Annotated in this window: 7 protein-coding genes and 2 pseudogenes; 7 read left to right on the top strand and 2 right to left on the bottom strand. The window is 68.1% G+C overall.

Annotated elements, in window-relative coordinates:
- Window positions 1-84 precede the first annotated feature (84 nt).
- The 3 genes from F1D05_RS28035 (at window position 85) to F1D05_RS28025 (ending at window position 7,534) form a co-directional block, all read left to right on the top strand.
- The gene (locus tag F1D05_RS28035; RefSeq protein ID WP_185443442.1) at window positions 85-912 is read left to right on the top strand and encodes an amidohydrolase family protein; all 828 of its coding nucleotides are present in this window, start codon (window positions 85-87) and stop codon (window positions 910-912) included.
- Between the two features lie 98 nt (window positions 913-1,010).
- Complete coding sequence (locus tag F1D05_RS28030; RefSeq protein ID WP_185443441.1) at window positions 1,011-2,198, top strand: M48 family metalloprotease; 1,188 nt, start codon at window positions 1,011-1,013, stop codon at window positions 2,196-2,198.
- Entirely contained in the window at window positions 2,195-7,534 is a 5,340-nt protein-coding gene (locus F1D05_RS28025; protein ID WP_185443440.1) for an AAA domain-containing protein, read from the top strand. Before F1D05_RS28030 ends, F1D05_RS28025 begins: the two co-directional genes overlap by 4 nt.
- A 142-nt stretch (window positions 7,535-7,676) precedes the next feature.
- Here the strand turns inward: F1D05_RS28025 and F1D05_RS28020 are convergent, their stop codons facing one another.
- On the bottom strand, window positions 7,677-8,528 hold the full coding sequence (locus tag F1D05_RS28020) for a tryptophan 2,3-dioxygenase (protein WP_246486033.1): 852 nt from the start codon (window positions 8,526-8,528) through the stop codon (window positions 7,677-7,679).
- 131 nt (window positions 8,529-8,659) lie between these two features.
- Between F1D05_RS28020 and F1D05_RS28015 the strand changes: the two genes are divergently transcribed.
- Window positions 8,660-9,226, top strand: a complete 567-nt coding sequence (locus F1D05_RS28015) for a hypothetical protein (protein ID WP_185443439.1) — start codon at window positions 8,660-8,662, stop codon at window positions 9,224-9,226.
- Here F1D05_RS28015 and F1D05_RS28010 read toward each other — a convergent pair.
- Window positions 9,187-9,762 carry an NPCBM/NEW2 domain-containing protein gene (locus F1D05_RS28010; protein ID WP_185443438.1) on the bottom strand — a complete coding sequence of 192 codons (576 nt, stop codon included), beginning with the start codon at window positions 9,760-9,762 and terminating at the stop codon, window positions 9,187-9,189. The two genes, F1D05_RS28015 and F1D05_RS28010, sit on opposite strands and share 40 nt — an antisense overlap.
- A gap of 264 nt (window positions 9,763-10,026) precedes the next feature.
- On the opposite strand from F1D05_RS28010, the pseudogene F1D05_RS42620 reads away from it, so the two are divergent.
- From F1D05_RS42620 to F1D05_RS43195, 3 genes and pseudogenes are all read left to right on the top strand, one after another.
- A pseudogene (locus F1D05_RS42620) lies at window positions 10,027-10,758 on the top strand (glycoside hydrolase family 76 protein); the annotation flags it as partial.
- A gap of 76 nt (window positions 10,759-10,834) precedes the next feature.
- A complete protein-coding gene (locus F1D05_RS41045) occupies window positions 10,835-11,494 on the top strand; it encodes a glycoside hydrolase family 76 protein (RefSeq protein ID WP_281388767.1) in 660 nt (219 codons plus the stop codon).
- Window positions 11,491-12,411, top strand: a pseudogene (locus F1D05_RS43195) (GDSL-type esterase/lipase family protein); the annotation flags it as partial. The gene F1D05_RS41045 and the pseudogene F1D05_RS43195, both read left to right, overlap by 4 nt.
- Window positions 12,412-12,423: the final 12 nt, after the last annotated feature.

Below are 12,423 nucleotides of genomic sequence, written 5' to 3'. Positions count from 1 at the left end.
AGTCGCTGACGGAACAGCTTGCGGCCGGAGTAACGACCGTGCGGGATCTCGGCGACCGATCGTGGGCCGTGGTCGGGTGGCGTGATGGTGGCGACCGGTCTGCTTTCCCGACCGTCGTGGCGAGCGGGGCCGCCGATCACCGTTCCCCGCGGGCACTGCTGGAACATGGGCGGCGAGGCTTCCGGGCTGGACGAGCTACGGCGCGCGGTCCGCGAACGGGCCGAGCGGGGTGCCGATCTGGTGAAGATCATGGCCAGTGGCGGCGTCAACACGCCCGGGACCGATCCGGCGGCCTCTCAGTTCACCTCGGAGGAGCTCACCGCCGTCGTGCAGGAGGCGCACACGCTCGGGCTGCCGGTGACCGCGCACGCGCATTCGCTGGAGTCGATCAGGAACGCGCTCACGGCCGGGGTCGACGGGATCGAACACTGCTCCTTCATCGCCGGCGACGGCATGGTCGTCGACTCGTCTGTTGTGAGCCAACTCGTCTCATCCCGTACTGCGGTGTGCCCGACGCTCGGGATGGTCCCGGGCGCGACGCCCCCACCCGCAGTACTGGAAATGATGCGCCGCACCGGAACGGACTACGCCACCCGGATCCGCGTCTTCGGAGACCTGTACCGCGCGGGCGTCCACCTCATCTCAGGCTCAGACGCAGGCATCACCCCCGGCAAACGCCACGGCATCCTCCCCGAAGCCATCATCGCCCTGACCACCGGAGGGATGCCGCCCAGCCTCGCCCTCGCCTCCGCTACCTCCGAGGCCGCAACCGCCTGCCGATTACCCGCCAAAGGCCGCATCCTCCCTGGTCACGACGCCGACCTGCTCGTCGTACCAGGCAATCCCCTCGAAGACATCACCGCGCTCCGCAATCCCACGGCCGCGTACCTGATGGGTACCTCAGTCCGCTGACGCGTTGCCACCACCCCCAGCCCTGTAGTTCTTTCCCTAGCCACCGCAGCGGGTTGATGAGGGAACTTCTTGTCTGTGGGGGTAGTTAGGGTGGCGTTGTGGTTGAGACTGTGGGGGCGTTGAGCTATCACCGGGGCGTGCTTGGGCACGTTCGTCGGGTGGATCAGCGTGCCTGGGAGGCCCTGCTGCCGGAGCCTGAGGCGGATCCGGGGTTGGATGAGGCGTTGTTGCGGCACACCTACCGGCTCGACGAAGACGGGCATCCCGAGTTGCACGCGGCTGGGCGGCGGGCCGCGGAGGCGTTGGGGCTCGAGGTGGCGATCGAGTACTACCAAGGTGACGGGTCCGCGGCGCCCAACGCGTCATTGCTGCATCAGGCGGAGAAGGCGGTGATCCTGTTCGAGGGACCGTTGCTGGAGCGGCTCGACAACGATGAACTGGCCGCGATCTGTGGTCATGAGTTGGCTCACCGGTTGCTTTGGACGCTCGAAGACGGTGCTTACCTTGCTGTCGACCGGTTGCTCGATGCTGCTGCTGGGGACGCCCGTACGCCGAGGCAGTATCTGGAGACCCGGCGCCGTTGGGTGATGGCGTCGGAGCTGTTCGCCGACCGTGGCGCGTTGGTCGCCTGCGGAGATCTCAGTACTACGGTGCGCGCGCTCCTCAAGACCCAGACCGGCCTGGCAGGCGTCGATCCCGAGGCCTATCTCCGGCAGGCCGACGAGCTCGACCTCAGCACCGGAAGCCGAGGGACGAGCCATCCCGAGGGCGTCGCCCGAGCCTGGGCGTTGAAGAACTGGCTGGCCGGCGAAGACGTGGAGATCCTGCTGACCGGTCCGCTCGACGTGGATTCGCCCGATCTCCTCGACGCCGCGCTGCTGCGCGAATTGAGCATGGATTTCGCCGCCGACATCGCGCAGACCGACGGCCTCCGGACCGACGCGGTCGCGACGTACGCGGCCGGTTTCGCGGATCCACCCGGGCCTCTCGGCGTACCGGGCGGTGCGATCACGAGGTTCGACGAGCCACTGGCTGTCCGTCCGGTCGACGGGGCGCCGATACCGCGGCCCAGATCGTTGACTCCGGCAACCAAGCAGTACCTGTGCTACCTGTTGCTGGACCTGGCGACGGCCGATCCCGACACGGGTGACGCCGGTCTGATCGCGTCGATGGGAGTCGCCCGAAAAGCCGGGCTCACGCCGTACGACGATCTGGCCGACGACGAGCTCGGCTGGTCCGACAAACGCCGCGCCCAGCTCTCCGCCGCCGCGGAGGCGATCCAATGAGCGGGCCCGCACGGGATCTGGTGGAGTTGGCGGAGTCGCGGGAGGGCCTGGGCAGCGACGCGTTGCTGGCGGCGGTGTTGCCGTTGTTCCACGCGACCGCGGAGGTGCACGAGCGCGGCCTGGTCGCACCGTTGAGTGGGCTCGACCGGCTGACGGTGGACGACCACACGCGGCTGGGCTTCGCACCGGAGTACGCATCCCGTCCGAGCATCGCCGCGGCCGAGCTCGAAGCCAGGCAAGGGCATCGCTCGGACGCCGTCGAGGTGATCGCGCACCGGCAGCAGGAGATCGACCTCAGCGAGAGCGGCGGCCGACTCCGGACCCAGGTGACCGAGCCGATGCCGGAGGCGATCAAAGCGCCGGTGCTCGTGCCCGGCTGGCAGAGCTGGGAGCACGTGGTCGGTCACCACGACCCGCTCACCGACATCTTCAGTCTCGGCCAGCTGTTGATCGGCCTCGGCTGCGGCCTCGACCTGGACGATCCCGACGACGTCGCCGTCCTGATCGAGGCCCGCGGCAACTTCTACTCCCTCGGCTCCGAGCTGCACCCGGTGATCCTGTCCGTGGCCGCGCAGATGGCCGAACCGGACCGTCATCACCGCGCCCAGGACCTCCGCTCGCTGATCGAGCAGCTCGAGAACTATCGCGACCAGCCGCTCGACTTCGACGTCACCGCGATCACCACCGGCGCCGAGGACCGACGGGCCGCCGTACTGCGAGCGCTCCGGGACCGGCTGTTCGACCTCTCCCGCCGCAATCGCCTGGTCAACTTCCGGCACACCGCACAGACCGTCAACCTGACCGAGGTCTCGGTCCCGTTGATGCTCGACATCCGCACCATCCGCGCGGAACAACTCTTCACCTGGAACTCCGAGCTAGCCGCCCGCCTCGTCAGCGGCTCGCCACAGTCGCTCGGGAAGTGGATCCGGTACGACGAGGCGCCGTACGCCGCGAGCTCGCTGGACAAGCTGATCTCGACGGCACGCCGGGACCGGGCGGAGTACGGGCAGGACCAACTGCTTCTCGTACCGGCGTTTCTGCGCTGGCACGATCTCAAGAACGATCCCGATACCCGGCTCGCGTCGCCGCTGGTGCTGGTGAAGGTGGAGTTGGCGAAGAAGCGCGGCGTGCGGGACTCGTACACGTTGAAGATCATCGATCCCATCGCGGAGGTGAACCCGACGCTGCGGCATCACCTGCACCAGCTGTACGGGATCAACCTGCCGGTGAGCGTGGATCTGGCCGAGCCCGGCGCCATCGAAGTACTGCATGAGCGGTTGGCCAAGGAGATCCAGGCATCGGAGCCGGGGCTGCGGCTTCATCTGCGGGAGAAGCCGCGGATCGATCTCGTCCGGCAGCGGGCGATGATCAAGCTGCGGAACTACCGTCGTCGACAGCACGGGAACACGGCGAACGAATTCGGCGGACGGCACTATTCGTACTCGTACCGGCGGTCCGACTACGAGCCGCTCGGCGTGCAGATCTTCCGGAGTCAGCTGGGCGTGCAGGAGTTGCCGCTGAGCATCGCGCTCGGCGCCGACCCGGCGCTGCGGCGGCCGGGCGCACTCGAGACGGATACCTACACGATCGACACCGACGGCGGTCCGTACTCGTGGGACGTCGACCTGTGCGCCGTCGCCTTGTCGAACTTCAACTACCGCACGCTCGGGCTCGTTCGCGACTACGACGAGCTGCTGGCGACGGGACGGCCGTGCCCGTCGTTCGAGCAACTGTTCTCGGACCGGCCGCGGCCGATCAGCGATGAGCCGTCCGAGTTGCCGCCTGAGGGCCGGCATCTGGTGGTGCCTGCCGATGGTTCACAGGTGGCGGCGGTCGCGCGGGCGCAGCGCGGCGAGAGCTTCGTGATCCAGGGCCCGCCGGGGACGGGGAAGTCGCAGACGATCACGAACATGATCGCGGACTTCGTCGCGCGCGGGCAGCGGGTCCTGTTCGTCTGCCAGAAGCGAGCGGCGCTGGACGTCGTGCACGCACGGCTGGCGAGCCGCCGGCTGGACGGGTTGTGCACGCTGATCCACGACTCCCAGGCAGACAAGAAGGCCTTCGTCCACGGACTCCGCGACACCTACGAAGCCTGGCTGTCCGCCGAGGACAACGCCGACGAACTCTCCGTACGCCGGGACGCCCTCCTCTCCCGCGTGAACCGCCTACTCACCACAGTCGCCGACTTCGAAGCGCTTCTCGCACTAGAGGAACCTGGCGCGGGCGGGCCGAGTTTGCGGGTGGTGGTGGATCGGCTGGCGGAGTTGCGGGAGTCTCGGTGGGGCGGGGAGCTGGAGCCGTTGGAGCTTCGGCTGATTCCGGCGGCTGGCGAGTGGTGGGCCGGGCGGGCTGCGGTGGAGGGTCTGGGGCAAGCGCTGGTCAAGGCCGACCCGGCCAGCGGCGGCGTACTGGCTCGAAGCCCGCTCGCCTTTGTCTCCCCCGAGATCTGGGTGGCCCAAGGTGCTGACACGGAGATTCCCATCCGTGCCCGCGAGATCCGGGGCCGCTGGGATGCCGTCTCCGCTGCTCTCGACGGCGCCGCAGTGGCGATTGATGAAGAGGTAGCTGACCAGCCGCTGGCGTGGGTGCGAGGTGCTGCTGAGCTGGGCGTGGTGCTGCTGCCGTTGGTCGAGCGCGGGCTCGGGAACGCGATCGAGCCGAGGTCGACGGCAGCACGCAAGTTACGGGAGGCGGTGGATCGGCAGGAAGCGCTCGTCGCCGCGGAGCGGACCGCCTGGGAGGCGGCCGCCGGATGGCGGGATCCGTTGTCGGTGGTCGATGCGCGCTCCGCATTAACGGTTGCCCAGAGCAAGGAAGGTGGCGTGTTCTCCTTCCTCAACGGCGACTGGCGGAAGGTGAAGAGCCTGGTTCGCTCGCGATACGACTCGTCCGCGCGGGCGGTTCAGCCTTCCGTGACTGACCTGCTCACACATCTGGTCGCCGCTCACGACGCGACCGCCGCGGTGACGCAGTACCGGGCTGAGACTGAGCGCGAATGGGGTACGGGCGATCCGGCCGGACTGGCGAAACGCCTTCAGCGGTTGAGGAAGGAGCCGATGCTCGCCTCCTGGCGGGCCGCACTCGCGGAGTCGGAGCGCGATGCGCGCTCGACCGCGTCCGCGGATTCGGCGGGCGATGCGCGCTCGACCGCGTCTGCCGATTCGGCGAGCGAGAAGGCTTCGAGCGGGCTTGCGGCGAAGTTGGCCGACGTTGCGACCGCGTTGGAGGCGGCCGACGAGGCGACGCGCGGCTTCCTGATCGAGGCGTACTCGGAGCAGACGCTGGCCGCAGTACGGGAGATCTCCACGGCCTTGTCTTCGGCGCAGCTTGTTCCAGCGATCCAGGCGCTGGTTCCGGCCATGCGCGCGCTCGCCGACGGTCCGGGTTCCGTGGCGACCGCCGTGCGGAGGTTGGAGGCTACGCCTGCGCAACTGGAGTATGCGGTGTGCGCGCTGCACTGGGAGCGGGCTCGCGCTGTCGGTCCGCGATTGACGTCCGCCCAACTGGACGAGGTGGTTGGCGAGCTGAGCCTCGTGTACGACGAGCTCACGGGCGTCAACGCCGAAGTGGTCGTGGCCGGCGTACGGCGGCGTTTCCGTGCCGAGCTCGCGCATTCCGAGCTGAGCGTCACCGGGATGTCCGCCGAGGATCGCGCCCGGAAGAAGACCTTCAGCTCCGGCCGGCGCGAGCTGGAACACGAGTTCGGCAAGGTGATGCGGTACAAGTCGATCCGCGAGCTCGCCTCGGGCGATCCTGGTTCGGTGGTGTCGCTGCTGCGGCCGGTCTGGTTGATGAGCCCGTCGTCCGTGTCGGACACGTTGCCGCTGGACGCGGAGTTCGACGTGGTGATCTACGACGAGGCCAGCCAGATCCCGATCGAAGAGGCGATTCCCGCATTGCACCGAGCGCCGCAGGTGATCGTGGTCGGCGACCAGATGCAGCTGCCACCCACGCAGTACTTCCGGGTCACGACGCCGACCGCCGACCCGGAGGACGAGACCGACGACTCGGTCGGGATCGCGCTGACCGACGACAGCTTCCTCGCGATCAGCGCGTTGCGGCTGGCGTCGACGATGCTGACCTGGCACTACCGGAGCCGGTCGGAGGCGTTGATCTCGTTCAGCAACGCCGCTTTCTACCAAGGCAGACTTGCGACGATCCCGGACCGGCTGCCCGCTGCTCCGGCGCCGCCGTGGGCCGTGAGTGCCGGCGCTCCGGTCGGGCCCGAGGTCGCGGACGGCGTCCTGGCCGGGAGCATCACCTCGGTGCGGGTGGTCGACGGGATCTACGTACGGCGGACGAATCCCGCCGAGGCAGCCTGGATCGCCGGTCTGGTGCGCGAACTCCTCGGCCGTGAGACCGGTAAGAGTCTCGGCATCGTCGCGTTCTCCGAGGCTCAGCAGGGCGAGATCGAGCGGGCGCTCGACCTCTTGGGCGAGCAGGACCCGGAGTTCGGCGCGCGGTACGAGGCGGAGCAGCTCCGGACCCGTGACGACCAGGACGCCGGGCTGTTCGTGAAGAACCTGGAGAACGTCCAAGGCGACGAGCGCGACATCATCATCATGAGCGTCTGCTACGCGGCCGGGCCGGACGGGCGGATGCTGATGAACTTCGGCCCGATCAACACCTCCGGCGGCGAGAAGCGCCTGAACGTCATCTTCAGCCGCGCCCGCGAACACATGGTGATCGTCTCCAGCATCGATCCCGATGCCATCACCAACACCTACAACGACGGCGCCAACACCCTGCGCCGCTTCCTCACCTACGCCGACGCCATCTCCCAAGGCAACCTGGAAGCAGCCCAGTCGGCCCTGTCCCAATACGCCGTCGCCGGCCACCGCACCCCCAGGGCCGGGCGAGCGGAGCGTGATCCCGGGCGACGGGTTATCCGTGGCGGGGAGGACCGCGTTGCGGAAAGTGGCGGGGAGGACCGCGTTGCGGAAAGTGGCGGGACGGAACGGGTTGCGAGCAGTGCCGGGAGGCACCGGGCTGCGGGAGGTGTCGGGGGTCCCTTGCGATCGGCTGTTGTGGAGCAATTGGCAAAGCGGCTTCGGGAGCAGGGGGTTGTGGTCGAGACCGAGGTCGGTGAATCGGTCTTCCGGTGCGATCTGGCGTTGCGACGGCCCGAGGACGAGGGCCATCGGATCGCAGTACTGGTCGACACATCCGAGCGAATCGCCGCCGACTCCCTCCTGGAGCGCCTCACCACCCACCCCCGAGCACTCGCTACTGGCGGCTGGCAGGTCCACCACGTCCTTACCACCGACTGGACCAACACCCCCGACGCGGTCATCACCCACCTGACCGACGCCCTCAACCGCCCCACCGACACCTGACATCCACCTCCTCCGGGTCGCGGGCCTTACGCCATGCCGGTCCTTACGTCCGAAGAGCTGTGGGGCAGGACCTCGGCTTCTTCGGACGCTACGAGACGGGATGTGCCGGGCGCCAGGCAAGACAGCAGGCAACAACTGCGGTTCAGAGGGCGGTGCGGAGGTGCCAGAGGTGGGGGTAGTAGCGGAGGTCCAGGCGGGAGCGGAGGTAGCCGGCGCCGGAGGAGCCGCCGGTGCCTGGTTTGGTGCCGATCATGCGCTCGACCATGACGACGTGCCGGGCGCGCCAGGCGGCGGCCAGTTCGTCGTGCTGGAGGAGAGCTTCGGCGAGCTCCCAGACAGCGCCGTACTGCGCGCGGTCTCCGGCGACTGTTTGCAGGGCCTTGTAGAGGTCGTCGTCCGAGGCGGTGGCGAAGCCGGCCTTCTCGAGGACCACCAGGAACGCGTCCCACAGGGTCGGTTCGTCCAGGCGCTGCTGGATCCGGATCTTCTCGGCTTCGGACAGCCCGCGGAACCGCTTCACGAAGGACGGGTCCTTGGCACCGGACAGGAACTCGATCTCCCGGAACTGCACCGACTGGAACCCGCTCGCCGGTGACAACCGGTGCCGGAACTCGCCGAAGTCCTGCGGCGTCATCGTCTCCAGGATGTCGACCTGCTGGGTGAGTGTCCGCTCGATCGTGTGCACCCGGCGGAGCAGGTGCTGGGCGAGCCAGAGTTCGCCGGACAGCATCGCGTCGCGGGACGCGGTCATCTCGTGCAGGACCTGCTTGAACCACAGCTCGTAGACCTGATGGATCGTGATGAACAGCAGCTCGTCGTGCGCGGGCGGATCGGATTCCAGCCGCTGCTGGTCGAGCAGCTGGCCGAGCCGCAGGTAGCTGCCGTAGGTGAGCCGGCCGCCTTCCTCACCGAAGTGGACGTCGACTCCGTCCCACCGCCCGGTCACCGCGTCGCCGCCGGTCCTGGTCCCGTCTGTCTCGCTCGCGCTGGTCACGATGCCGAGGATAACCGCCCTCACGGAGAGTAACGGCGTCGAGCGAAAATCTGGATAGGGTGACCACAGAGTCACTCGCTCGTTGCTTCGGAAGAGAGTTTGTCCGGACACCTTGGAGCGGCGAGCGCGGAATGAGCGATACCAGAACACTGCGAAGGCACCGACCGACAGCAGCCCTGTCACCAGCACCGTCAGTAGCACGATCTGTCCGCCCCCAGATCTGCCCTGCCGACGTCGAAGCGGCGCTACTCGATCACTACCCCGACCTGGTTCGGCTGGCGTATGCCAACCTGCCGCCGAATCTCAGCCGCCACCGCAACGTCCTGGCCGCGCACGGCGTGGTCCAGCGAGCACTCCCCGATCACCGCCACCTCGAACGACAGTTGGCCGGCGCGACCGACGCCGCCGCCTTCGTCCGCAACCTCGTGCTGCAGGCCGCGATCAAACAAGCAGACGCCCGTACGCCGCTGCGCCTGCAGCCGCGCGCCTGGGCCATCCGCCTGCTCGCACTCACCAGAGCCCCCGAGAGCGACGACTTCGACCCGTGCTCGCTCCGGGCCGGTTCGCCGAACCGAGCTGAACCGGCGCAACGCCTGCGGCCGCAACGTCGCGATCGTCGTGACCTCCCTACTGGCGCTCGGTGTCCTGGCCTCCCTCGCTATCCACAGGTGAATCGGGCCGCGGCCCAGTCGGCGTGATCCGTACCATTGCCGTCACCCGCATCGGTAACGGCCAACTGCACTTGCGACTGGCCGGACAATGCGGCCGACAGATTCACGCCGCTGCCACCACCGGTCATCCGTGGCGTAGAAGCCAGTACTGCGCCGTCAGCACCCTTGACCTCGAACGTCACGCTGCCCGAGCCGCCCACCTCGGCGTCCAGACCGACCGTGGCCTCGAACCGCGTACACCCGGTCGGCACCTTGCCCGGCGTATCCGCCAGCTTGAACTTCCACGCCCCGTCCAGCGAACGCACGTACTGCGAACCGCTCGCGCGGACGGCGGCCGCGTCATCGGCGTACGGCCAGAGCCTGGTGTGCGGCGCGACCTGACCCTCGGCGACCATGCCGGGGTTCTCCAGGTAGGTGTAGACGTCACTCGGGCCGTCGACGGCCGCGGCCCGGCCGGGAAGTGCCGCGGTCAGCACTCCAGCCACTCCACAGGTGAGCATCAGCGCCAGGACCTGAACGACGGGCAGCGGAAGGTGGGCGGAAGGACATGCAGCTCTCCTCACGATCGAACACAATCAATCAGCGGTGGGCTCGCGCCGCACGCCGGTGCGGCGTGTCGGAGGTTGCGTTAGTGCGTGCCTGGGCGCCGGTCGTGCAACGCAACCTCCGACACGTCGCACTGGGCATCGATGCTCCGATCGGGTCAAGAGTTCGGTTGTCCCACGTTTTCCCACATTTTCGATCACCCGACGTATTGACCCCCTCACAGAACGCGCCTTACCTTTCGATGGAAGCGCTCTCTTCCTACCGCCCCAGGGAGATCCATCATGATCGCCGGACTCATCACGACTGCTCTGCTGACAACGTTGTCGCTCCCCGTCGGCGCACCACCTCCCCCAGCCCCCTCGACTCCGGCGGTGCCGATGAGTTCACAGGCGACCATCTGCAACAAGTACTGCGACGCCCGCGACCCGGCCCTGTCCCCCGGCGACCGGTCCCCGGTCAGCGCGACGATCTTCGGCCGGACGCTCCGGCTGCACTTCGACGACAACGACGCGATGGGCTGGGCCTCGATCGAGAACGGCAACCCCGGCGACGAGGTCTGGCTGGACCGCTCGATGGACGGCGGCCGCTCCTGGTCGGGCAGCAGCAGGCTCGGCAACACCGCGATCCCGGCCGGTCAGAGCGGCTGGCGCACCCAGATGTTCAACGTCGACGACTGGAACAACCTCGGCGTCGGCGCCCTCCGCGCGTGCGGCAAAGCCGCGGACCGCGCCGACATCGCCTGTACTGCGTGGGCGCGGACCACCTGGAACGCGGGCGACCGGCGTACGGCGGCAGCAACGGCCCAGATGCAGTTCTACAACCTCTCGACCGGAAAGTTCGACACGACCGGCTGGTGGAACAACGCCAACGCGCTGAACGCGATCATCGACAACGCGCGGATCACCGGGATGCCGAGCTACAAGTACGCGATCGGCAAGACCTACGACCTGAACGTCAACGCCGCCGAAGGTCAGTTCCGCAACGACTACATCGACGACACCGGCTGGTGGGGTCTCGCCTGGATCGCCGCCTACGACCTGACCGGGGAAGCTCGCTACCTCCAGACCGCCAGGGGCCGACGCCGACCACATGGCGGCGTACTGGGACAACACCTGCGGCGGAGGTGTCTGGTGGAGCGAGGCGAAGACCTACAAGAACGCGATCTCCAACTCGCTCTACATCCAGCTCACCGCGGCCCTGCACAACCGGATCGCCGGCGATACGGCGTACTTGCAAAAGGCACAGAACGGCTGGACCTGGTTCCAGCAGACCGGGATGATCAACAGCTCGCATCTGGTCAACGACGGCATCAACCTCTCCACCTGCAAGAACAACGGAGACGTCGCCTGGACCTACAACCAGGGTGTGCTGCTCGGCGCACTCACCGAGTTGTCCAAGGCAACGGGTAATACTTCGTACCTGACCACGGCTCGTCAGATCGCCGATGCGGCGACGACCTCGTCCGGCCTCAACACCGCCGACGGAATCCTCAAGGAGCCGTGCGAAGCCGGTGACTGCGGCGGTGACGGCCCGACCTTCAAGGGCGCCCACGTCCGCGGCCTCGGCAAGCTCAACGCGGCGCTGACCGACCACCCGTACACGACCTACCTGCGCCGCAATGCCGACCGTGCCTTCGCCTCCGACCGGACGGCGATGGACCAGTACGGCCTGCGCTGGTACGGCCCGATCGACAAACTCGACGCCGCCCGCCAGCAGAGCGCACTCGACCTGATGAACGCCGCCTCATGAGGCGCCTCAGCGTGGCCCTCGCGTTGATCGCCGGGCTCCTCGTCATCACCACGCCTGCTGCTCAGGCTGTCCCTGCTGTCAAAACGCTTCGGGTGATGCCGCTCGGTGACTCGATCACCGCCGGCGTCGGCAGCCCGACCTCGTCCTCGTACCGCCGCCCGCTCGCCGCGCTGATCGGCGGCCAGACCCGGTACGCCGTGAACTTCGTCGGTTCCCAGGCATCCGGCAATCTCGCCGACCTCTCGAACGAGGGCCACAGCGGCTGGATCATCGACCAGGTCCGCGCCGAGATCGACGGCTGGCTGGCAGCCGCCCGGCCGGACGTAGTACTCCTGCATCTCGGCATCAACGACCTGAACCGCAACGTCGACGTACCGAACGCCCCGGCCCGCTTCAGGGGCCTGGTCGACCGGATCGTCGCCGACAAGCCCGGCGTCACCGTGATCGTCCTCGGCCTGATCCCGACCACCCCCGGGCTCGAGTCCAAGGTCGCCACCTTCAACGCCGCGGTCAAGTCGGCGCTGACCAACCCGAAGACCCGGTACGTCGATCCGCCCGCGCTCACGTCCGCTGAAATGGCCGACGGGCTGCATCCCAACGACGCCGGATTCCAGCGAATGGCGCAGGCGTTCTACCCGGCCCTGGATCGCGCGTACTCCGATGGCGTGATCGCCGCGGCGCCCGCACTCAACGCGGGCAACGAGGCCGGTGGGTCAGGCAAGATCCGCTGGGCCGACTTCGACGGCGACGGGCGGATGGACTACCTCACGGTCGCGAGCAACGGCGCGGTACAGGCGTTTCTCAACCGAGGTGGCGACGGCCACGGTGGCTGGGCCGTACTCGGTCAGGTGGCGGGTGGTGTGACCGCCGATGCGACGAGGGTCCGGTTCGCGGACTTCGACGGCGACAGTCGCGCCGACTACCTGGTG

Origin of the sequence: Kribbella qitaiheensis (assembly GCF_014217565.1) — a bacterium.
GTDB classification, from domain to species: domain Bacteria; phylum Actinomycetota; class Actinomycetes; order Propionibacteriales; family Kribbellaceae; genus Kribbella; species Kribbella qitaiheensis_A.
Note: the sequence above shows the minus strand (reverse complement) of the source record. Positions and strands in the feature narration are given on the sequence as shown.

What these genes read in the sequence shown, in the direction of transcription:
- F1D05_RS28035 (WP_185443442.1), top strand. Translation starts at nt 85, where the DNA reads ATGGTGGCGACCGGTCTGCTTTCCCGACCGTCGTGGCGAGCGGGGCCG.
- F1D05_RS41045 (WP_281388767.1), top strand. Translation starts at nt 10,835, where the DNA reads ATGGCGGCGTACTGGGACAACACCTGCGGCGGAGGTGTCTGGTGGAGC.
- F1D05_RS28025 (WP_185443440.1), top strand. Translation starts at nt 2,195, where the DNA reads ATGAGCGGGCCCGCACGGGATCTGGTGGAGTTGGCGGAGTCGCGGGAG.
- F1D05_RS28015 (WP_185443439.1), top strand. Translation starts at nt 8,660, where the DNA reads ATGAGCGATACCAGAACACTGCGAAGGCACCGACCGACAGCAGCCCTG.